This window comes from Erwinia artemisiae (genome assembly GCF_051400835.1).
Lineage (GTDB): Bacteria > Pseudomonadota > Gammaproteobacteria > Enterobacterales > Enterobacteriaceae > Erwinia > Erwinia aeris.
This window is the reverse complement of the sequence record NZ_JBLFFM010000003.1, coordinates 132111-155780: the sequence shown is the minus strand read 5'-3', so window position 1 is coordinate 155780 and position 23670 is coordinate 132111. Positions and strand designations below refer to the sequence as shown.

Sequence of the window (23670 nt, the reverse complement as noted above, 5' to 3'; positions counted from 1 at the left end):
CAGATAAAAACCGTAAAGATCGTTTCTGCTGTCCTGGAGTGGATGGCAGTTTTGAAAGCTTTCAAGGGATTATCATCTGGTTGCCCGCCGTCTGGCTAAAAAATAGCCATGATATAGCTATCAGGGGGGGATAAATTATGTATGGAACTGAAAGGGATGCGGTGCCGTTTCCCGGCTATTGGGAAAAAAGCGGCGGCAGAGGGGGAAATATGCGAAATCTTGTAAGGAAGCTGGAAGAAGACGTAGCGGGCATTCGGATTGATATTGCCGTCATCAAGTCGAACTATATGACAAAGCAGGATCCCGGCGTTTTCAGAGACGAACTGAAAGGGGATAACAGCACCCCTTTAGAAGAGGTTCGCAAGTTGAACGTGGCAATTAGCGATGCAAAAAACGCAATTATTTTTTGGTGCGTCAGCGCCGTGATTTTTGCCCAGATCATACCCACTCTGCCAGCTATCCTGAAAATTCTCTTTCCTTCCTGAGTCCGGCAGTCATCCCGCTAAGGCGGGATGTAGCTTTCAGCAACCCACTAACGTTGCAAAAACACATAGAAATCACATGGCTGGTTACATTTTGCGGGTAACTGTTGCGAATGTGGGCTGGCGAGCAGGCTGGCCCGGTTGCTACAGTTTATGTCCCAGAGGTATTGATGGGTGAACATCAAAATAACTTTGTTTCACCGACCTGCGCAGATGCGCAGGTTTTTTTTATCTGACGCTTTTGCTAAACCGCACGGCAATAATCACGATCTGAAACACAGTTTTCCTGTTATCACCCCTGCATTTTTTGTATAACTCCCGGTCAGTTATCCGCTATTCGCCGACAGAAGAGCCATGCCCCGCTTAAAGAAATCACTGGCTAAAGACCAGGAGCCGTTTCATCCCGTTCGCTTTCGCCTGATTTGTCTTGGCGTGTTCGTTTCCATGCTGCTGCTGTTGCTCTGGGTAGGGGATTTGCAGCTGATTAATCATCCTATGCTGGAAAAACAGGCGGACGAGCGCTCGCTGCGCACGGTCACTATTCCGACTAATCGCGGCACGCTGTTGGATCGTAACGGCGAAGCGCTGGCGCTGAGCGTGCCCTCGCGCGATATCATTGCCGATCCGCAGCGCGTGCTGGAAGCCAATCCCGATTTTACCAGCGCGAAATGGGAATATCTGGCTAACGCTTTGGATCAGCGACCTGAAGAGATCGCCCGGCAGATCAAAGCCAATCCCAACCGTCGCTTTCTTTACCTGGGCCATAAAATCGAGCTGGGTATCGCTAAAGATATCGCTAAACTGCATCTTTCCGGCATTTCCACCGTCTATGACGACAGCCGCTTCTATCCGATGAGCGAGGCGACTGCGCCGCTGCTCGGCATTGTCGGCGCGGACAATAGCGGCCTGAACGGGCTGGAAAAAGGTTTTGATAAGGTGTTGCAGGGCACGGCAGGCGTAGAGAAATATCGTCAGGATGCCCACGGCAATATTATCGCCATGATTAACTATGAGCCGCCTCGCCAGCCGCCGACGGTGCAGCTCAGCATCGATAAATTCGATCAGTACACCCTGTACACTAAGCTGCGCGATGGCGTACTGCTGAACAAAGCCGATTCCGGCGCGGCGGTGCTGGTTAAAGTCGATACCGGCGAAATTCTGGGGATGGCGTCTTATCCTTCCTATAATCCCAATAATTTCAGCAACGTTTCGCCTGACCAGATGCGTAATGCGGCCATTAACGACAGCTATGAACCCGGCTCAACGGTAAAACCGCTGGTGGTGATGGAAGGGCTGGCGCGCAAGCTGGTGCGCCCGGATTCCGTGCTGGATACCACGCCTTATCGCGTTAACGGCCACCTGATCCGCGACGTGGGCCACTGGCCGCGACTGACCATGACCGGCATCCTGCAAAAATCGAGCGATATCGGCGTATCGCATATTGCGCTGGCGATGCCCGCTGAAGTGCTGGTCAACACCTTCCACTCTTTTGGCCTGGGGAAACCCACCGGCCTGGGGCTGACCGGCGAAAGCGTAGGCTACTTCCCGCTGCACCGTGAACGCTGGGCCGATATCGAACGGGCCACTTTCTCCTTTGGCTATGGTCTGCGCGTCACGCCGCTGCAAATAGCGCGTGAATACGCCACGCTGGGATCTTTCGGCGTTTATCGTCCGCTTTCGATTACCAAAGTGACGCCGCCCGTGATCGGCACGCGGGTAGCAGACGAAGATATCGTGCGCTCGGTGGTCCATATGATGGAAAGCGACGCGCTGCCCGGCGGCAGCGGCGTGCGCGCGGCGGTACCGGGCTATCGACTGGCAATTAAAACGGGAACGGCCGAAAAAATGGGCTCGAGCGGTAAATATGACGGCGGCTATATCAACTATACCGCGGGCGTAGCGCCAGCCAGTAATCCTCAGGTCGCGCTGGTGATTATGATCAACCACCCGACGGCAGGGGATCACTTTGGCGGCTCGGTCGCCGCGCCGGTCTTCGGCAATATTATCGGCCCCGTGCTCAAGCATATGAACGTGGCACCGGACGCGCTCTACTCCACGCACAGCGGCACCTGATACTGTCCAATACCTGAGGCCGCCGTCAACAAGAAGCCCACGCCAGCGCGTGGGCTTTTTTTATCTTAGCCTCCCGTCATCCGCTCCGGCTTTAACGCACAAATACCTCTGTTAAACATCAGCTATTCTGACAATTGGAAATTGTGTGATCTATTAAAATATCAATATCTGTTATATCTCCAGATAAGATCTAAACTGTTTATATCAAAGCATGGATGGCTCTACTTTCATACGATCCAAGAGGACATTCGTGCACATTATCAGATCGACTCCTGACTTTCCGGCACCTTCTCAGCTATCGGTGCTGGCCGTTTTAATCAGTACGTTATTACTTGTCGGATGTGGTGGTGGCGGCGGCGGTGGTGGTGGTGGCGAAACGCTGAACATGGCGCCGGCGCCTGTAAACAATCCCGCGCCAACGCCGACGCCGACGCCAACGCCGACAACCGAACCCGTAGCCGAGACGACGCCGACTACCGATTCGGCGCCAACCCCAGAGCCGATGCCGGTTTCGCCAGTCGTTACCTACGGCAAGGTTAAAGTCGGTATTGTCGATTCGGGCCTGGCGGCCGGTCGTTCTGACATCAACTACGACAATGTCCATTTCGCCTCTTATCTTTCCGGCGGCAGCCAGACCCTGAACGATAATAACGGTCAGGCAGGGCACGGCACGTTGGTGGCGCTGACGGCGGCCGGCCTGGCCAGCGGGGCGTTTGCCGGCGGCGTGGCGCCGGACAGCGATTTATGGATAGCGCAGGCTTCCAGTAATAACCTTTTTTATTACCAGGATACGCAAAAGGCTATCAGCGGGCTGCTCAATAACGGCGTAAAAATAATTAACATGTCTTATGCTTCCGGCGAGCGGCTGGCTACCACGGCACAGCAGCAAAGCGCCAGAACCAGCGGGCGTTACGATCTGCTGCGTGACAGCCTGAGCAGCATCGTCAGCGCTAACGCGTTGGGCGTAGTGGTGACCGGCAACAACGGGACGTCCACGCCTTCGCCGAACGCGCAGATCCCTTTAATCTACAATGACCCCAGCCTGCAAAAAGGGCTGATCGCCGTGACCGGCTATGTGCCTGGCTATACCGTGGCGCAGGGCAGCCGTCCGCCGGAGCTGTTTGTGTTTGACGCCTGTGGCGATGTCGCCGCCTGGTGTCTGGCCGCGCCCGGCTATGCGGATTACCTGCAGGACAACGGCACGCTGGGTCGCAAATACGGCACTTCTTTCGCCGCACCTCGCGTGACCGGCGCGGCATCCCGTGTGTCGGCGCAGTTTCCGTGGATGACCGGCTACAACCTTCAGCAAACTTTGCTGACGACGGCGGATTACCACAGCGATGCCGTGGCGGGCGTCAGCCAGGACACCGCCAACGGGCGGCCCTATAACAACACCTTCGGCTGGGGAAATGTGAATGTCGATAAGGCGTTACGAGGCCCGGGGATGTTTTATGGCGATGACTTTACCGCCGCGCTGACCTACGGCAGCTACGTGTTTGCCAACGATATCAGCGGCAGCGGCGGCCTGATTGTCAGCGGCGCCAGCAACGCGGGCGGCAGCCTGACGCTGAGCGGCAATAACACCTACACCGGCGCAACACGGGTGGAAAGCAACAGTCTGTTTATCGACGGCAGCGTCGCCAGCGACGTGCGCGTAACGGGCAGCGGGCTGCTGGCAGGCTCGGGCCGGATCAACGGTAATCTGAGCAACCAGGGCACGGTGGTAACCACCGCCGCTGGCGGGCTGCGCGTGGTCGGCAGCTATCAGCAAAGCGCCGACGGCACGCTGCGGATAACGCTCTCTCAGCCGCTGACGGTTGCAGGCCCGGCGACGCTCAACGGCGCGCTTCAGGTTACCTTGCCTTCCGATACCTATATTGTGCAGACCAACGAATCGCTGCTGGAAAGCGGACAGGGCATCAGCGGACAGTTCACCAGCGTGGATACCGGCGTCTTCCTGAAAGGCACGGTGGCCTACAGCGCCAACAGCGTTACCGGACATTTTCAGCGAGTGAATACCGTTCAGGCGGCCCAGGCGGCGGGACTGACCGGCAAAGCAACGCTGCAAAGCGCCGCCAACGTCGAGCGGGCGTTGCAGGCGGCCGACAGGCTGTCGACGCAGTCGGGCCTTTCCGCGCAGCAAACCGAACTGTTGCAGGATGCGGCGGCTTTCCAGCGTATCGGCAGCGGCGCGGCGGCTGAAGCGGTGCTGGATTCGCTTTCCGGCCAGGCACACGCCAGCGGCAATGCTATTCTCTTCAACAGCCTGGATTACCAGAACCAGCTGCTGAATAACCGCCTCGATCCGGCGCGGCAAAAGCCTTACGGCATGTGGGCGGAAACGGGCACGCTGCACGGCGATTTGCAGCAGGATGGTTATCTGGGCAGCCACTACCGCACCAACACTACTGCGATTGGCGTGGACAGCAGTTTCGACGTGCCGGGACTGCGGGTAGGCGCGGCCGTCACCGATAGCGAAATCCGGGCCAGCTACGAAGGCAGCGGCGGCAACAGCACCAACAGTTTGCAGGGCGTTATGCTTTATGGACAGTATGCCGTAACGCCGGAATGGTTCTGGCAGGGCAACCTGAGCTATCAGCATGGCGAGACCGATCTCGATCGCGTGCTGCTGCTGAACGGCGTGCGTTCATCTTCATCAGAAACGCGCAACGACAGCTGGCAGGCGCTGGTCAAAACCGGCTACCGCTGGTCGCTGGACGACAGGCTGACGCTGCAACCTTATGTCGGCATGAAGCTGAGCCAGCTCTATACCGGCGGCTTTAACGATGAGGCCGGCGCGCTGGGACTGCAAGGCGACAGTGCCCGTTACAGCCGCACCGTTGGCCTCACCGGCCTTAACCTGAGCGCGCCTCTGCTTGAGGTCGATCAATGGTGGTCGCTGCTTTCCGTCTACGGCGAGCACCAGCACGCCTTTACCAATCCGTCGCTGGATGTGAACGCCCGCTGGACAGGCACCGGTTCTGAAGGCGACAGCTTCGCCATTCCGGGCATGACGCTGGACAGGGATTCTCAGTGGTACGGGATGCGGCTGGACGTAGGCAAAGCGAAAGATGCGCGCCTGTTCCTGCGAGTGGACAAGCACGTGGCGGAGAAAGGCGACGAGTCGGTCTTCCGCGGCGGCGTGGATATCGCCTTTTAATCGCGGCGCGACAATGACAGAAGCTGGCCTTGCTGCCAGCTTCAGACTGCAGGCAAACTTAAATAGCGGATGCAGTCTGGTGTTTTTTACAGCGACCCAGCTGTTTCACGGCGGCAGAGGCTGAGCGGATAAGCGGACCGTTTTGGCGCATGGACGCGCCAAACGAGCCTACAGGGACGTATCTACGGCGTGTCCGTGTTCCGATCTGCCTCTGCTGTTTTTCACCGGCCCGAACGCAATTTGATGACAGAATATGAGTTTGTCAACAACCTCAAGCTGGCCTTGCTGCCAGCTTTTTTTTCGCCCGTGCTTAAAATGCCTACGCCCTGACGGCAGATGGCAATAACGCGGCGGCCTGAATTCGACGGCTGAGACTTGTAAACCACCCTTAACAGAAACCTTACGTTCTGAGCATGGAATTTAATCAGCCTGCTCAATCATAATACCGCCGGGTCAGATGACCTGCTTTTTTCTGGCGGTGACGAGATGCTGCCGCTTCTTTGTTTTATTTGATCCGACTGAGCCTCATGACCTCTACAACAGCAAAACCCTTCCGTCGCAAACTTATCCTTGCCGCTCTTATTATTCTGGCCATTTTGCTGGTCTGGCGTTTCTGGCCGCACGGCAGCGGCGCGGCCAGGCCAGGCGGCCCCGGCATGATGATGGCCGGCCCGGTAGCGGTTCACGCCGGGCTGGTTACCACCGCCGACGTACCGGTTTACCTGACCGCGCTCGGCACGGTGATCCCTAATGCTACCGTTACTGTTACCAGCCGCGTGGACGGGCAGCTGATGAAGGTTTACTTTACGGAAGGGCAGCAGGTCGAAGCCGGCCAGCTGCTGGCGCAGATCGATCCGCGCAGCTATGAGGCCACGCTGGCGCAGTACCAGGGCGATCTCAGCCAGAACCAGGCGCTGCTGCAAAGCGCGGAGCTGACGCTGGCGCGCTACCGCAAACTCTATGCGCAGGACTCTTTAGCCCGCCAGGATTTGGATACGCAGGCCGCCACGGTGGGGCAGTATCGCGGGGCGGTAAAAGCCGACCAGGCGCAAATCGCCTCGGCAAAGCTGAATATTGAATTTGCACGCATCACCGCGCCGGTTTCCGGGCGCGTTGGCCTGCGCCTGGTTGACGAAGGCAATATGGTACAGAGCAGCGACACCACCGGCCTGGTGACCATTACCCAGATGCAGCCCGCCGCCGTGACCTTCAGCGTTCCGCAAAGCAACATTCCCACGCTGATTAAGGCGCTGCATAACGGGCAGACGCTGCCAGCAACCGCGTTCGATCAGGATGGCGATAAGGCGCTGGCTTCCGGCAGCGTGCGGTTTATCAGCAACCAGATCGACACCGCTACCGGCACGGTCGAGCTGAAAGCGCTGTTCGACAATCAGGACGAGGCGCTCTATCCCAACCAGTTTGTGGATCTGCGGCTGCAAACCGGCACCCTGAAGCAGGCGACCGTGATCCCGGCGCAGGCGTTGCAGCTCAGCAGCGACGGCAGCTTCGTCTACGTGATCGGCAGCGATAAAACGGTTACGCGCCGCGCGGTGAAAACCGGGCCGACGCTGGGCGACACGCAGCAGGCGATTACCGAAGGCGTGAAGGCGGGCGAGCAGGTCGTTACCGTAGGCATCGATCGGCTAAGCAACGGCAGCAAAGTCACTGTGGTTACGGCTGATGAAACTCCGGCCGCCAGCGACAAAGCGAAAGCGCAATGAATCCGTCCCGCATTTTTATCGCGCGTCCGGTCGCCACTATCCTGCTGATGATCGGCGTGCTGATCTCCGGCGTTTTCGCCTATAAGTTTCTTTCTACCTCCGCGCTGCCGCAGGTGGATTATCCGACCATTCAGGTCACCACGCTCTATCCGGGCGCGAGTCCGGACGTGATGGCATCGGGCGTTACCGCGCCGCTGGAAAGGCAGCTCGGGCAGATGGCGGGCCTGAGCCAGATGGCCTCCAGCAGCTCGGGCGGCTCGTCGGTGATCACGCTGAAGTTCTCGCTGGATCTGTCGCTGGACGTGGCGGAGCAGGAAGTGCAGGCGGCGATCAACGCCGCCAACAGCCTGCTGCCCTCCGACTTGCCTAATCCGCCAACCTATAAAAAGGTGAACCCGGCGGATACGGCGGTGATCACGCTGGCGGCCAGCTCGGATACGCTGCCGCTGATTAAAGTCCAGGACCTGGTCAACACCCGCGTCGCGCTGAAGCTGTCGCAAATCTCCGGCGTCGGCATGGTGACGCTGGCGGGCGGCCATCAGCCCGCTATCCGCGTGCAGATGGATCCCAAAGCGCTGGCGGCGCACGGGCTGACGCTGGAAGACGTCAATACGCTGATTAGCAACAGCAACGTCAACGGCTCGAAAGGCGGTTTCGACGGCAAATACCATTCGATAACCATCGACGCCAACGACCAGCTGCGCACCGCAGAGGAATACGGCAACCTGATCCTTACATATCAGAACGGCGCGGCGCTGCGGCTGAAGGATATCGCCCATATCGAAGAGGCGGCGGAAAACAGCTATCAGTCGGCCTGGGCCAACAACAGCCCGGCGATTGTGATTAGCGTCCAGCGCCAGCCCGGCGCCAACGTGATTGCGGTGGTGGACAACATTAAAAAGCAGCTGCCGACGCTTCAGGCCGCGCTGCCGGACGGGGTAAAAGTGCAGATCCTCTCCGACCGCACCCAGACCATTCGCGCCTCCATCAGCGACGTGCAGTTTGAGCTGATGCTGTCGATCGCGCTGGTGGTGATGGTGACCTTTCTGTTTCTGCGCAACGTGGCGGCGACGCTGATCCCGAGCGTGGCGGTGCCGCTGTCGCTGGTCGGCACCTTTGGCGTGATGTATCTGGCGGGCTTCAGCCTGAATAACCTGTCGCTGATGGCGCTGACTATCGCCACCGGTTTCGTTATTGATGACGCTATCGTAGTGGTGGAAAATATCTCAAGGCGGCTGGAGCAGGGCGAAACGCCGATGGAGGCGGCGCTGAAAGGCTCGGCGCAGATTGGCTTCACCATTATCTCGCTGACCTTTTCGCTGATTGCGGTGCTGATCCCGCTGCTGTTTATGGGCGACGTGGTCGGACGGCTGTTTCGCGAGTTCGCCATTACGCTGGCGGTGTCGATTCTGGTTTCCATGCTGGTTTCGCTGACGCTTACGCCGATGCTTTGCGCCTGTCTGCTGCGCCATATCCCGGAAGAGAAGCAGAGCCGCTTTTACCGCAAGGGCGGTCAGTTCTTCGATAAGCTGGTGGCCGGTTACGATCGCCTGCTGACGATAGTGCTTAACCATCAGCGCCTGACGTTGCTGGTAGCGCTGGCGACGCTGGCGCTGACCGCGCTGCTCTATCTGGTTATTCCCAAAGGCTTTTTCCCTGCGCAGGATACCGGGCTGATCCAGGGCGTGACCGTCGCTTCTCAGGACGTTTCCTTCGGTGAAATGGCGAAGCGGCAGCAGCAGCTGGTGGCTATCGTGCTGAAGAACCCGGCGGTAGAAAGTCTTTCTTCCACTATCGGCATCGACGGCAATAATACCAGCCTGAACAGCGGGCGGCTGCAAATCAACCTGAAGTCGTTTGACCAGCGCGACGAGCGGGCCGACCAGGTGATTGCCGAACTGCAACAGGCGACCCGCAGCGTGCCGGGCATTCAGCTTTATATGCAGGCCGCGCAGGATCTGACGGTCAACGATCGGGTCACGCCGGATCGCTATCAGTTCTCGCTGGACGACGCCGACAGCGAAAACCTGGTCGCCTGGACGCCGAAGCTGGTGGCCGCGCTGGAAAAACGGCCGGAGTTCAGCTCGGTGGTCAGCGATTTGCAGGATCAGGGGCAGGTCGCCTGGGTCGAACTGAACCGCGATGCGGCGGCGCGTTACGGCATTACCGCCGCCGACGTGGATACCGCGCTGTATAACGCTTTCGGCCAGCGGCTGGTCTCCACCATTTTTACCCAGTCGAATCAGTACCGGGTGGTGCTGGAGGTCGCGCCGCAGTATCAGCAGTCTCCGGCCTCGTTTAACGACATCTGGCTGGCGGCTGCCGCTTCGTCCTCGACCACCTCCACGAGCAGCGGCACCTCAAGCGATACCGACAGCAGCTCGTCTGACAGCGCTTCTTCAACCAGCAGCGGCGGCATGGTGCGGCTGACCTCAGTCGCCACCATTCATCAGCGCATCGGCTCGCTGGTGCATATGCGGCTGAACCAGTTCCCGGCGGTGACCGTCTCGTTCAATCTCAACGACGGCTACTCGCTGGAAGAGGCGCAAAAGGCGATAGCGGAGACGCAGCAAAGCCTGAAGGTGCCGTCCAGCATGACGCTGCGCTATCAGGGCGAAACCGAAGCTTTCCAGAACGCTACCGGCAACACGCTGTGGCTGATCCTGGCCGCGCTGCTGACCATGTACGTGGTGCTGGGCATTCTTTATGAAAGCTTTATTCATCCGGTGACCATTCTCTCCACGCTGCCGTCGGCGGCGGTCGGCGCGCTGCTGACGCTGCTGCTGGCGGGCACGGAATTCAGCCTGATTGCGCTGATTGGGGTGATATTGCTGATCGGCATTGTGAAAAAGAACGCGATTATGATGATCGACTTTGCGCTGGATGCGGAGAAAAAGCAGCACCTCAGCCCGCGGGAAGCGATCCATCAGGCCTGTCTGCTGCGCTTCCGCCCGATCCTGATGACCACCATGGCGGCGCTGCTTGGCGCGCTGCCGCTGATGCTGGCCTCCGGCTCGGGCGCTGAACTGCGCCAGCCGCTGGGGCTGGTGATTGTCGGCGGCCTGATCTTCAGCCAGGTGCTGACGCTGTTCTCCACGCCGGTGATCTATCTGTGGTTCGATCGCCTGGCCGGGCGGGCACGCCGCAGAATGCGGGCGGCTAAATGATTACGCGCTTTTTTATCTTCCGGCCCGTTACCACGCTGCTGTTAACGCTGGCGCTGCTGCTGCTGGGCGCGCTGGGCTATCGTTTGCTGCCCGTCGCGCCGCTGCCGCAGGTCGATTTCCCGACCATTATGGTTTCCGCCAGCCTGCCGGGCGCCAGCCCGGAGACGATGGCGGCCACGGTCGCCACGCCGCTGGAGCGCGCGCTGGGGCAAATCGCGGGCATTACCGAGATGACCTCCAGCAGCTCGCAGGGCTCCAGCAATATCATTTTGCAGTTTGAGCTGACCCGCGACATCAACGGCGCGGCGCGGGATGTACAGGCGGCGATCAACGCCTCGCGCAGCCTGCTGCCGAGCAGCATGCCGTCGCTGCCGACCTATCGTAAAGCCAACCCGTCCGACGCGCCAATTGTGATGCTGGCGCTGACGTCCACTACGCGTTCCAAAGGCGAGCTGTACGATATCGCCGAGAGCAAAATCGACCAGAAAATCGCGCAGGTGCAGGGCGTTGGCGACGTCTCGCTGATGGGCAGTGCGCTGCCGGCGGTCAGGATAGATTTACAGCCGCAAATGCTGGCCCATGCCGGGATCTCGCTGGATACGGTGCGCGCCGCTATTGCCAACAGCACCAGCAATCTGCCGAAAGGGATGTTGCAGGGCGCTAACCAGAGCTGGGTGATTGACGGCAACAGCCAGCTGGACGGCGCAAAGCAGTACCGCGATTTAGTGGTCAGCTACCAGAACGGCCGCGCTATCCGCCTCAGCGACATCGCCACCGTTTACGATTCGGTAGAGGACCAGTACAACGTCGGTTACTTCAACGGTTCGCCGTCGGTGATGATCGGCGTCACGCGCCAGGCGGGCGCCAATATGCTGCAAACCATTGATGCCATCAAAGCGCAGCTGCCGGCGCTGGAGGAAAACCTGCCGGCCGACGTCTCGCTGAAAATCGTGGTTGACCGCTCTCCCAACGTGCGCGCGTCCCTTTATGACACCGAAGAAACGTTGCTGATCGCCATCGCGCTGGTGATTGGCGTGGTCTTTATTTTCTTACGCAATTTGCAGGCGGTGGCCATTCCCGCGCTGGCGCTGCCCGTTTCGCTGGTGGGCACCTGTGCGGTGATGTATTTGCTCGGCTACAGCCTGGATAACCTGTCGCTGATGGCGCTGATCATCGCCACCGGCTTTGTGGTGGACGACGCCATCGTGGTGCTGGAAAACATCACGCGCTATATAGAAGAGGGGCTAAGCCCGGTGCGCGCCGCGCTGAAAGGCGCGAACGAGGTGAGCTTTACCGTGCTGTCGATGACGCTGTCGCTGGTGGCGGTGTTTATCCCGATCCTGCTGATGGGCAGCATCGTTGGCCGCCTGTTTCGCGAGTTTGCGGTGACGCTGACCGTTTCGCTGATTATCTCTATGCTGGTGTCGCTCAGCCTCACGCCGATGCTCTGTTCGCGGCTGCTGAAGCGTAAACCCGGCGTCACCGCGCGGCCGCATCCGCTTTATCAGTGGATCGAAAACGGCCTTAATCGTCTGCTGGCCGCCTACGCCCGCGGGCTGAACTGGGTGATGCGCCATCAGCGGCTGACGCTGTTTAGCTTGATGCTGACGGTGATCCTCAATCTGTTTCTCTATTCGGTGGTGCAGAAAGGCTTTTTCCCCAATCAGGATACCGGTCTGCTGATGGGGATGCTGCGCGCCGATCAAAACGTCTCTTTCCAGGCGATGAAGCCGAAAATGGAGGCGTTCGCCAGACTGATCCAGCAGGATCCGGCGGTGGACGGCGTGATGTCGTCAATGGGCAGCGGCGCGTTCGGTTCGCGCAACACCGCCAACTTTTTCGTGCATCTGAAAGACTTCGACCAACGTGACGCGACGGCGACGGAAGTCGCCAACCGGCTGAGCGGCAAAACGCGCAACGTGCCGGGCGTGGAGCTGTTTCTGATGGCGGCGCAGGATATTCATATCGGCGGCCGCAGCGCCAACGCCAGCTATCAGTACAGCCTTCAGGCTGACAATCTGGAGACGCTGCGTGTCTGGACGCCGAAGGTCAAGGCCGCGCTGGAGGCGATCCCACAGCTGACCAGCGTCGATTCCGACTCACAAACCGGCGGCCAGGAGGTAATGGTCACGATCGATCGCGATCGCGCCAAACGGCTGGGGGTCAACGTGGAGATGGTCGATACGCTGCTGAATAATTCGTTTGCGCAGCGCCAGGTCGCCACGCTGTACAAGACGCTGAATCAGTACCATGTGGTGATGTCGTTGCAGGATAGCTGGACGCGCGACCCGGAGACGCTCAACAAACTGTATGTGATTAACGATGCCGGCGACCAGGTGCCGCTTTCGGCTTTCGCCCGCTTCAGCGGCGCCAACGCGCCGCTGTCGGTGGCGCATCAGGGCCAGTCGGCCACCAGCACGATTGCCTTTAACCTGGCGGACGGCGTTTCGCTGGAGCAGGCTTCGGTACTGATTAAAGCCGCGATGGCGAAAATTGCGCTGCCGGGCGATATTCAGGCCGGTTTCCAGGGCACAGCGAAAGCCTTTGGCGATCTCACCGCGTCCATGCCGTGGCTGATCCTTGCCGCGCTGGCGGCCGTCTATATCGTGCTGGGGATGCTCTATGAAAGCTATATTCATCCGCTGACCATCCTTTCCACGCTGCCGTCCGCAGGCGTTGGCGCGCTGTTGCTGCTGCTGATGACCGGCACGCAGCTGACGGTGATCGCCTTGATAGGCATTCTGCTGCTGATCGGCATCGTAAAAAAGAATGCCATTATGATGATCGACTTCGCGCTGGCGGCGGAACGCAAGCAGGGCATGACGCCGCAGCAGGCGATTGTACAGGCCTGCCTGATGCGCTTCCGGCCCATTATGATGACCACGCTGGCCGCCTTTTTCGGCGCGCTGCCGCTGGCGCTGGGCAGCGGCGGCGACGCCGATCTGCGCAGTCCGTTGGGCCTGGCCATCGCTGGCGGCCTGGCGCTGAGCCAGCTGTTAACACTGTTTACCACGCCGGTGGTTTACCTCTATCTCGATCGTGCCAGCCGCGCCGCTAAACGTCAGTGGGCGCGCCTCAGAGCTTAAATAATGACAATGAAAAAATTACCGTTTCTGTCCGGGCAAAGGACAAGTTCCAGGCTCGCGCCTGTTTTCCTGGCGCTGCTGCTGAGCGGCTGCGCCGTCGGCCCCGATTACCATCGTCCGGCGGTGAGCGTGCCCGCGCACTATAAAGAAGCGCAGGGCTGGCGCGAGGCCGCACCGCAGGATGCACAAAACAAAGGCGACTGGTGGTCGGTCTATCATGACAATACGCTGAGCGGTCTGCTGCGGCAGGTTGCCGTTTCAAACCAGAACGTGGCGCAGTATGAAGCGCAGTATCGCCAGGCCAGGGCGCTGGTAGGTGAAGCACGCTCTGACCTTCTGCCCGGTGCGACCTACAGCGGTTCCTCAACGCGCAGCGGCAGCGCTTCCACGGGCACGGGCCAGCGCACCGCCAGCGACAGCCATTCGCTACAGGCCAGCGCCAGCTGGGAAGTGGATATCTGGGGCAAGCTGCGGCGCACGCTGGAAGAGAACAAAGCCAGCGCGCAGGCCAGCGAGGCGGAGCTGGCGAATATCACCCTCAGCGCCCAGTCCGAGCTGGCGCAGGATTATTTTCAGCTGCGCATTATGGACCAGCAGATCGCGCTGTATCAGCAAAGCGTTGAGGCTTACCAGCGCTACCTGACTATTATTGAGAATAAATATCAGGCTGGCAGCGAGTCTCGCGCCACGCTCGCGCAGGCGCAAATGCAGCTGGAAACCTCGCGGGCTTCGGCGCTCGACCTCAGCTGGCAGCGGGCGCAAACCGAACACGCTATCGCTATCCTGCTCGGTAAAACGCCGGCGGAATTCAGCCTGCCGGTAACGAAAGCGATGACCGCCACGCTGCCCGCCATCCCGCAGGCCGTGCCCTCGACGCTGCTTGAGCGCCGCCCGGATATCGCTTACGCAGAACGCACTGTGGCAGCGGCCAATGCCGCCGTTGGCGTGGCGATCGCAGGCTACTATCCCGACCTCACGCTGAGCGCCACCGGCGGCTTTACCAGCTCGGCGCTGCATAATTTGCTGTCGCTGCCGAATCGCGTCTGGTCGCTCGGGCCGTCGCTCAGCGGCACGCTGCTGGACTTTGGCGCCGCCTCGGCGAAAGTGGAGCAGGCGAGAGCGGCCTATGACGCCGACGTGGCCAGCTATCGCCAGGCGGTGTTGACCGGCTTTGAGGAGGTGGAAAACTACCTGGTGGAGCTGCATACGCTGCAAAACGAAATCGTGGCGCAGCAAAACGCCACCTCGGCGGCGCAGGAGTCGGCCCGCGTCACGCGTAACCAGTATGAAGCGGGGATGATTGACTATCTGGATGTCGCCACCACTGAAAACAGCAGCCTGAGCCAGCAGCAGAGCCTGCTGGCGCTGCAAAGCACGCAGTGGGTCGCCAGCGTGCAGCTGATCGCCGCGCTGGGCGGCGGCTGGCGGGAGGCATCGCGCTAACATATGGGCGTTATCGCCCCGGCGGAAACCGGTCTGAAAAGCAATTGGAATATCAGCATGGCGGGCAGTATCATCGTTAAGACTGCCCGCATTACGAATACAAATTCCAGCGCCCACAAATATCGCCACTTTGGCCGTAAAATATCTCTGGCAGCCTTAACTACATTATTTCCCGGCCGGTTGGGCCGCCAACGCCGGGTCGTAACCTATATTATTTCCCGGCCAGTTGTGCCGCCAGAGCCGGGTCGTAACGACCATCAAGCTGAACGAACAGGATACGGCAGGACTCCTGCGATCGGTTGGACCACGCATGATTAGTGCCCCGCTGTACAACTACGCTGCCGGGCCTGAGCAGCACCTCTGAGTCATCAAGCACGAGATAAACTTCGCCGTGTACGATCACGCAATAATCGACCGCCTCGCTGCGGTGCATCATGGGGTGGGGCGAATCGGCTTTTACCGTCAGCCCGTCGGTATAGTTAACCTGTTCAAAAAGATCTTTAATGCGGTTATCTTCCTGATCCAGATAAGAGGCATCGGGCGGCAGATCGACGAAGCGAATACGCGTGCCGTTGGTTGGCGCGTTGTGCATTACCGGTCCGCTAGTGGGATCCGGATCGTTATTAACCGGCGCGGGCGATGCCGACGTTTCCCAGACCTCGTGAAAAATCAGCCCCGGGATCGCTTCCGTCTCAATGACCGAAGGCAGCGAACCCTCGCTATAAATCGTTGATTTTCCTTTGGCGTCGTGTCCGGTAACAATGCGGTGGATGGCGGGTAACGGCATAGCGTACTTCTCCTCTGCGGCGAAAAATATAAATGCTCAGGCAATCCGAACATCCCTTTATTTCAGCCAGTATGTTTAAACATCTGTGTGACAGCGTTATGGCTGATGCAGCATAAATTGGGACGCGCCCATATAGCACGTCCGAAAAGTTTTAATCGCGCGTTATTAATGCTGCCCGGATGGCTCGGTGAAGTAGCGCAGCGTCCTGCTGTCATTCAGCATATGATCGCGCATGTAGTCCATATCAGCGGTGCTGAAATCCTTTTTTGTCTCCTGGCTGGTTTTTATTTCATTGGCTGCCAGATCGACGGAAAGCGCAGAGTGCGCGGTAGAAACATGGACGTTATCGTCGTCCAGATCCAGATAATCATATTGCGACCTGAGATTTTGCTGAAGCGCTGCTAAACGGGTTTGCTGCTGGTCGGCAACGGCCGGATCTTTGTCGAGAACGGTAGCCAGCGTGAGATTAATTTCAGATTCAAAATGATCGTCGAACGCCTGGCGGACGTTGGCAGCAAAATCTTTGATATCCGCTTCCGGTTGCAGATGAGCAAGCAACCCGCTTGTTTCCCCGTCACGAGAACGATAAGTGATGCCTACGCCAATACAGGGGCCGCATCCACCTGTCTCCATCTGCTGATTATCTCCTTTAAGCAAGGCGACCTGTCCCATCCCCAACAATCCTTGCCGAAGGTTGTCAGGGGCAACGCTTCCTTTAATGCCAGCCGCGCCATGATGCAAGCCGTTTAGCGGCCCTTGTAAATGGCGGGTTGCAGAGGCTGCCTGTTTATTCTGCTCTGTAGCCAGAGCGGGCGCCGATATGCCTGAACGATTAACCTGCACGCGTCTTCCTCAATAAAAGTGATGTGATATGAGGGGGCTTTAGTGTCCTTAACGCGTCAACGGTTCCCGTAAAATAATGGAATGGCCAGCAACCCGGGCGGAGCAATCGTTGTAAGGAACCATAAGTTTCACGTCGCCACTAAAGCGCTTTAGAAAATAAGGTGAACTTATGAAATTCGTTTCCGGCCAGCTAAGGCCATACCAAAACCCGAGCCAGGGAAACAGGTTACGTGAGGAAAGCACTACGCCGTTGCGCAGCGGAGAGGCTCACCAGGCCGGGCGGCCTGGCGGGCGTCGTCACAGTATGGATAGCGGGTCGGCGAATTTACATCTGCAACAACAGGTTACTGAGCTTGAAGAGCAGGTTAATAAGATCCGGGCAAAGGACGATCTCGAAGCCGCGCCCGGCACGTTCAGCGCTGATTTGCATCAGCATATGCTGGGCCAGCGTCGCTATGAAAAAGCGGCCACGGCTGATTTTTTGGGAACGCAAACCTGGAAGCGTATGCGGTGCGCGCAATTGAACGCTACTCCGGGCGGGCAGGTGGCCGCCGCGCAGTATGGGCTGGGATTTGCGCATGATGAAACAAGCGGTAAAGTCCCGTTCGGCAAGCTGGAGATCGGGCATGAAATGAATGGCTACTATCAGCGTATGGCGCCTTCGGGAAAAACCCTCAATCTGTGCCACCAGCTCTACCAGCTGCGTTATCCGCAGGCGAAGCAGCAGCAGCGTCTGTTTATCAACAGCGAATTTATGACGGATAAAATTGTTAAACGTTTCCAGGCCCAGCATCCCGGGCACGGGCCGTTAAAACAGGAAGCCGTCGCGCCGGGTATTATTGCCATCAGCTGCGACAGTGTGGATAACTGGCAAGCGCTGGATTTACTCGCTGATAAATTCGGCGCCCGTCCTTCGGCTTATCAGGTGGCCCGGAACGCCGTCGGCGCACAGCAGCAGCCTTTCATCAACGACCCGCGAGTACAGAATCACCTGACTGTTGCGGCGCTTCGCTCTCCTCATGCCCAGGGGCCGGTTACGCAGCTGAGAAAGATACCTGACTCGCTCAGCACCAGCGTGCTGGCCCGGGCGGATGCGGATATGATCGACGAACTTACCCGCATACTCAGCTACCCGCAGCTGGCCCAGCGTCATCAGCAAAATCCTTTGGTTGCGCAGGGATTGCAGGGCATCCGCTTTATTGCCGAAGCCATGCCCGCGCTGGCTACGGACAGCACCCGATTCGGCAACGCTCACCGGGCGCTGATGGAGGAAATGCAGGTGTTGCTGGGCGCCATAAGCCCGTACAAGGCCAACGCCTTTAAGGCGTACGCTTCGCAGCGCATCCGCGAAGCGCTGCCGCCGCAGCAGGCGATGCAGCTCAATCCGATCGAACCTTTCTTGTTATCCTCAGGAATGCAGGCGCTTACGGAAGCCCTTGAGGCCGCCCTGATCGCCAGCCGCAGCGGATTAGCGCCCCTGAAGAACGGGGAAAAGTGCACGCAATTCTATTACGAGGCCGAGGAGTATGCGGACAGCTTCGGCAAGCTGGCCGATCCGCAAAAGCAGTCGCCTGCGTTTTACACCTCTTTCTGCGACAGCTTTGTCGCCCACAACAGTCAACCCGAACACAGTTGGTCTTTGCAGGATATGATTGAGGGCATCGGGCAGGAGATGAAAAACCGCAAAAATAAAGCGGAGCCGCTTAACGTGGTTATCGACACCACCATTGAAAAAGAAGGAGAAATGAAGGCGCTAATGGGGACCTTTAGCGAAGCGTTAGCCAATAATGAACTCCGCTTATTCCTGTGCAAAAGCCATCAAAAGTTCGGCAATCTGGGCGCAACCAAAGTGCTGGGAGGGAGCCTGACGCTGGTGGGCGCGAAAACAGAGGGAAACGAAGCCCTACAAAAGCGGTTTCGCCATTACGAGGCCAGCCAGAACTGGTTTCATCATGGTGAAGGCCAGCTCCTTACGCACATTACTCATGCAGCCATCAGGCATGAGCCAAAAATGCTACAGCAGTCCATTGATAACGGTAACTTTATTGCTCAACACTGTTTTAACGGCGAAAACGGGCACGGCCGTTTTGCTGGTCACGATACCGATAAGCCTTTTTCCATGCTGAACACCTATAGCCTCGAACCGGAAGCGCGCTATCCCAGCTTTAAATTGAACGCAAATTCAGGGAAGGCGCAGCGTTGGTCGTACAGTCCTGCTGAGGTTGTAGAGAGTGATTTGATTCGCGCCCGAGGCTCCTTTGGCTTTACCGAAAGTACGATTAGCTCGATAGGTAATCTGCCGGGTTATGACGACAGAATGCTGCGTCTCAGTCACGGCAGCGAAACGAAACCTGAAAGCATTGAAAGAAACTGGATGCTGAGCAGGGAAATGCAGCTGGATCGTCCTTCTCTCACTATTGGGTCAGCTCTGCATCTGGCAAAACAGCTGGTTAACGATTCCCTGACGCCGGAGCAGCGCCGTTCGCTGCATGACAGGCCCTTCAGCGAAAAGCTGCGCCAGGCGGGAAAAAATGCCGCTCCGGTAATCAGTAATCAACAAAGAAATGAAGCCAGCGTCGCGGAGCTGCGCGCTACGGCGGCCCTTCCTGAAAACTTCACGCTGAATAAAGTGGCTTCGATTGTGGGGTATCTTAACCACCTGATAAGCAGTGAGGATCTGACGGAGGAAGTGGCCTACTCGGACGATCGTCAGGCGCTGGATGAACTGCTGGGGGGATTTATCGATTCCGGCATGCCCGGCGTTTCCCGTACGGGTCGTGAACAGGCGGTCAGATTACGCTGTGAGCTGAGCCTTGAAGATATGTGGAGCGACGATCCCGAAACGCGGCGGCGCGGCACCGATCATCTGCTGGCGGCTTCCGACAGCCATATCAGCCGCGGCATGGGCGTGCTTAAAGAGGCGGTGCCGGATAAAGCCTGGCAAGAAATGCCGCAAAAAGTGCGGGACCGGTTGGTCAGCGTTCTTTTCGACAGGCTGGATGTTAACAGTCAGCTCGAATTTCTGCACCATAACAGCCAGTTATCCGGACGCGGGCAGTTTACCCAGGAGTGCGCAATGCGGCTGGCCGGCAGTCTGAACGCCAGTTCGCCGGAAGCAACAAGCCAGCACTGGCAGGCCACAATAATGCAGGCCATGCTGCGTCGGGGCATTATTATGCCGGGCAATAGCTGAGAAAGGAACGGGCCGCAGGGAAATCAGCTTGCTGAGCCGGGCTGCCATCGCCTGATTTTTTATGCTGCCGTGTAGCGCAGGTGCTAAAAAAAGCGTGAGCGCTACTGGTTTTGGTTGTTCGCCAGCAGGAGCCTGTTTCTTCGGCCAGCGCCGCAAATCTTTTTGCAACGCTGCGGTATCCACACATAAATTGATTCAGCACATCCTGATTTTTATGTTCCGCCATTGTCATGCGCAGCCATATCCTGCATCGTTACAGGCAAATTTATCTGCTAAGGAGCTGGCATGCTGCTTTCCTTTTTTCGTTTGCTTGTTGGGTTTCTCTATCGCACTCGTCTGGAGGGCGATCTTTCTCCGCTGCATCAGCAAAAAGTATTGATCGTGCCCAACCATATGTCGTTTCTGGACGGCATGCTGCTGGCGCTGTTTTTGCCGGTTAAGCCGGTATTTGCCGTCTACTCCTCCATCAGCGAAAAATGGTATATGCGCTGGGTGCGCCCGCTGGTCGATTTTGTGCCGCTGGATCCGGCGAAACCGCTGTCGGTCAAGCGTCTGGTGAAAACGATCGCGCAGGGCCGTCCGGTGGTGATTTTTCCCGAAGGGCGAATTACCGTCACCGGATCGCTGATGAAAATTTACGACGGCGCCGGGTTTGTCGCGGCGAAGTCGCAGGCTACCGTCGTGCCGCTGCGGATAGAGGGCGCGGAGTTTTCGCCGTTTGGCCGCCTGGCCGGCGTGTTTAAGCGCCGCCTTTTCCCCCGCATTAACATGACCGTGCTGCCCGCTACCACTATCCCTATGCCGGAGGCCAAAACCGCGCGGGAGCGCCGCAGGCTGGCAGGCGAGCATCTACACCATATTATGATGGAGGCGCGGATGGCGGTGCGCCCGCGCGAGACGATTTATCAGGCGTTTCTGGCTGCCCGCACGCGCTATGGCTATTTCAAACCCTGTATCGAAGACGTCAATTTACAGCCCGACAGCTACACGGGACTGCTGAAAAAATCGCTGGGCGTCGGCCGGATCCTGGAGCGTTATACGTCGCCAGGTGAATACATTGGCCTGTTGCTGCCGAATACGACGGTGACCGCCGCCGCGATCCTGGGCGCGTCGATGCGTGGCCGCGTTCCGGCGATGCTTAACTACACCGCAGGCGTTAAAGGCGTGGGCAGCGCGCTGAAAGCGGCAGAGGTAAAAACGGTTTTCACCTCCCGTCAGTTTCTGGACAAGGGCAAGCTCTGGCATCTGCCCGAGCAGCTTACCGGGGTAAAATGGATCTTTCTGGAAGATCTGAAAGGAACGGTTACCACGCAGGATAAACTCTGGATCCTCGGCCATCTTCTTCTGCCACGCCATGCTGAAGTGCAGCAGCAGCCGGAAGACGCGGCGATGGTGCTGTTTACCTCCGGCTCGGAAGGCCATCCTAAAGGCGTGGTGCATTCGCATAAAAGCCTGCTGGCGAATGTGGAACAAATCCGCACGGTGGCCGACTTTACGCCGCGCGATCGCTTTATGTCCGCGCTGCCGCTGTTTCACGCTTTCGGCCTGACCGTTGGGCTGTTTACGCCGCTAATGACCGGGGCAGAAGTGTTCCTTTATCCCAGCCCGCTGCACTATCGTATTATTCCGGAGCTGGTGTATGACCGAAACTGCACCGTACTGTTCGGCACCTCCACCTTTTTGAGCAACTACGCGCGCTTTGCTAATCCGTATGATTTCGCGCGCCTGCGCTACGTGGTGGCCGGCGCAGAAAAATTGCAGGAGGGCACGCGTCAGGTCTGGATGGAGAAATTCGGCATCCGCATTCTGGAAGGCTACGGCGTGACGGAGTGCGCGCCGGTGGTGGCCATCAACGTGCCGATGGCGGCGAAAAACCATACCGTCGGGCGTATTCTGCCGGGCATGGATTCTCGTCTGATTTCCGTGCCGGGGATTGAGCAGGGCGGGCTTCTGCAGCTGCGCGGGCCGAATATTATGAAAGGCTACCTCCGGGTAGAAAAACCAGGCGTGCTGGAAGCGCCGCAGGCGGATAACGGCGAAGGACAGATGGAAGCAGGCTGGTACGATACCGGTGATATCGTCAGCTTTGACGAGCATGGTTTTTGTCAGATCCAGGGGCGCGCAAAGCGGTTTGCTAAGCTGGCGGGCGAAATGGTGTCGCTGGAAATTGTCGAGCAGATTGCGCTGAAGGCATCGGCAGAAAAACAGCACGCCGCGTCGATAAAGCCCGACGGCAACCGTGGCGAAGCGCTGGTGCTGTTTACCACCGACGGCGAATTAACCCGCGACAGGCTGCAGAAGGCGGCTCGCGAGCTGGGCGCGCCGGAGCTGGCGGTGCCGCGCGATATTCGCGTGTTGCCGCAGCTGCCGCTGTTGGGCAGCGGGAAACCCGACTTCGTTACGCTGAAAGGCATGGCGGAACAGCCGGAAAAAGAGGCGGAAAATGCATAACTCATCCGGCAGCGAAAAGCTGCTTTCGCGCGGCATGATGGCGGTTATCGCCGCGCAGTTTTTGTCGGCTTTTGGCGATAATGCCCTGCTGTTCGCCACGCTGGCGGTGCTTAAAAACCAGGTCTATCCGGACTGGAGCCAGCCGGTGCTGCAAATGGTTTTTGTCGCCACCTATATCATCCTGGCACCTTTCGTCGGCCAGGTTGCGGACAGCTTCGCCAAAGGTCGGGTGATGATGGTCGCCAACGGCCTCAAGCTACTGGGCGCGCTGACTATCTGTTTCGGCTTTAATCCTTTTATCGGCTATGCGCTGGTTGGCGTTGGCGCGGCGGCCTATTCACCAGCCAAGTACGGCATTTTGGGCGAAATCACCGGCGGCGAAACGCTGGTCAAGGCAAACGGCCTGATGGAATCCTCAACCATTGCGGCTATTTTGCTGGGATCGATCGCGGGCGGCGTGCTGGCGGACTGGAATCTGACCGGCGCGCTTATCGCCTGCGTGCTGGCCTACGGGCTTGCCGTAGCGGCGAACGTGCTGATCCCAAAACTGGCGGCGGCGAGGGCGGGGCAAAGCTGGCATCCGCTGCGCATGTCGCTCAGCTTTTTCCACGCCTGTCGCGAGCTGTGGCGCAATGGCGAAACGCGTTTTTCGCTGGTGGGCACCAGCCTCTTCTGGGGCGCGGGCGTCACCCTGCGTTTTCTGCTGGTGTTGTGGGTGCCGGTCGCGTTGGGTATTACCGATAACAAAACGCCCACGCTGCTGAATGCTATGGTCGCCATCGGCATTGTGTTCGGCGCAGGCGCGGCCGCGAAGCTGGTGACGCTGAAAACGGTCGGCAGATGTATGCCGGCGGGCGTGCTGATTGGCGTGGCGGTGGTCTTTTTCGCCTTGCAGCACACGGCGGCAGGCGCTTACGGATTACTGATAGTTATCGGCATGCTTGGCGGCTTCTTTGTGGTGCCGCTGAACGCGCTGTTGCAGATGCGCGGCAAGGAGAGCGTCGGCGCAGGCAACGCTATTGCGGTACAAAACCTGGGTGAGAACGGCGCGATGTTGATCATGCTGGGGCTTTACTCGCTGGCCGTGAAGCTGGGCGCGCCGCCGGTAGCCACCGGCGTGGGCTTCGGTGCGCTGTTTGCGCTGGCGATTGCCGTGCTGTGGGGCTGGCAGCTGGCGCAGCATCGCCACACCAGAGTGGGGAAATAAACGGATTTTCAGAGCAAAAAAGGGGCGGAAATATTCCGCCCCTTTTTACTGGCTACC

General features: G+C 58.6%; 13 protein-coding genes. 10 read left to right on the top strand and 3 right to left on the bottom strand.

Annotated elements, in window-relative coordinates:
• Positions 1 to 137: 137 nt before the first annotated feature.
• The 7 genes from ACMGEE_RS08545 to ACMGEE_RS08515 all read left to right on the top strand — a co-directional run bounded on the left by ACMGEE_RS08545 (position 138) and on the right by ACMGEE_RS08515 (position 15132).
• Positions 138 to 485: a hypothetical protein gene (locus ACMGEE_RS08545; protein ID WP_301252526.1), complete on the top strand. Its 348-nt coding sequence runs from the start codon at positions 138 to 140 to the stop codon at positions 483 to 485.
• 351 nt (positions 486 to 836) lie between these two features.
• Complete coding sequence (locus tag ACMGEE_RS08540) at positions 837 to 2555, top strand: penicillin-binding transpeptidase domain-containing protein (RefSeq protein WP_301730080.1); 1719 nt, start codon at positions 837 to 839, stop codon at positions 2553 to 2555.
• Between the two features lie 250 nt (positions 2556 to 2805).
• The gene (locus tag ACMGEE_RS08535) at positions 2806 to 5715 is read left to right on the top strand and encodes a S8 family serine peptidase (protein ID WP_436829894.1); all 2910 of its coding nucleotides are present in this window, start codon (positions 2806 to 2808) and stop codon (positions 5713 to 5715) included.
• Positions 5716 to 6242: 527 nt separating this feature from the next.
• Positions 6243 to 7436: an MdtA/MuxA family multidrug efflux RND transporter periplasmic adaptor subunit gene (locus ACMGEE_RS08530; RefSeq protein ID WP_436829893.1), complete on the top strand. Its 1194-nt coding sequence runs from the start codon at positions 6243 to 6245 to the stop codon at positions 7434 to 7436.
• A complete protein-coding gene (locus tag ACMGEE_RS08525) occupies positions 7433 to 10603 on the top strand; it encodes an efflux RND transporter permease subunit (RefSeq protein ID WP_436829892.1) in 3171 nt (1056 codons plus the stop codon). The genes ACMGEE_RS08530 and ACMGEE_RS08525 overlap by 4 nt, the downstream gene beginning before the upstream one ends.
• Entirely contained in the window at positions 10600 to 13689 is a 3090-nt protein-coding gene (locus tag ACMGEE_RS08520) for a multidrug efflux RND transporter permease subunit (RefSeq protein WP_436829891.1), read from the top strand. The genes ACMGEE_RS08525 and ACMGEE_RS08520 overlap by 4 nt, the downstream gene beginning before the upstream one ends.
• Positions 13690 to 13698: 9 nt before the next feature.
• A complete protein-coding gene (locus ACMGEE_RS08515; protein ID WP_436829890.1) occupies positions 13699 to 15132 on the top strand; it encodes an efflux transporter outer membrane subunit in 1434 nt (477 codons plus the stop codon).
• A 211-nt stretch (positions 15133 to 15343) separates the two neighbouring features.
• On the opposite strand, the gene ACMGEE_RS08510 is transcribed toward ACMGEE_RS08515, so the two are convergent.
• Both ACMGEE_RS08510 and ACMGEE_RS08505 read right to left on the bottom strand, forming a co-directional pair.
• Positions 15344 to 15919 (bottom strand): cupin domain-containing protein, encoded by a 576-nt coding sequence (locus ACMGEE_RS08510; RefSeq protein WP_253458721.1) that lies wholly within the window; start codon positions 15917 to 15919, stop codon positions 15344 to 15346.
• A gap of 165 nt (positions 15920 to 16084) precedes the next feature.
• Positions 16085 to 16762 carry a hypothetical protein gene (locus tag ACMGEE_RS08505; protein ID WP_436829889.1) on the bottom strand — a complete coding sequence of 226 codons (678 nt, stop codon included), beginning with the start codon at positions 16760 to 16762 and terminating at the stop codon, positions 16085 to 16087.
• Positions 16763 to 16931: 169 nt separating this feature from the next.
• Between ACMGEE_RS08505 and ACMGEE_RS08500 the strand changes: the two genes are divergently transcribed.
• Positions 16932 to 19955 carry a hypothetical protein gene (locus ACMGEE_RS08500; protein WP_436829888.1) on the top strand — a complete coding sequence of 1008 codons (3024 nt, stop codon included), beginning with the start codon at positions 16932 to 16934 and terminating at the stop codon, positions 19953 to 19955.
• On the opposite strand, the gene ACMGEE_RS08495 is transcribed toward ACMGEE_RS08500, so the two are convergent.
• Positions 19936 to 20187, bottom strand: coding sequence for a hypothetical protein (locus ACMGEE_RS08495; RefSeq protein WP_370734693.1), 252 nt, complete (start codon positions 20185 to 20187; stop codon positions 19936 to 19938). The two genes, ACMGEE_RS08500 and ACMGEE_RS08495, sit on opposite strands and share 20 nt — an antisense overlap.
• Positions 20188 to 20240: 53 nt before the next feature.
• On the opposite strand from ACMGEE_RS08495, the gene aas reads away from it, so the two are divergent.
• Entirely contained in the window at positions 20241 to 22406 is a 2166-nt protein-coding gene (aas, locus tag ACMGEE_RS08490; RefSeq protein WP_436829887.1) for a bifunctional acyl-ACP--phospholipid O-acyltransferase/long-chain-fatty-acid--ACP ligase, read from the top strand.
• Positions 22399 to 23613, top strand: coding sequence for a lysophospholipid transporter LplT (gene lplT, locus ACMGEE_RS08485; RefSeq protein WP_253458737.1), 1215 nt, complete (start codon positions 22399 to 22401; stop codon positions 23611 to 23613). The genes aas and lplT overlap by 8 nt, the downstream gene beginning before the upstream one ends.
• Positions 23614 to 23670 lie beyond the last annotated feature (57 nt).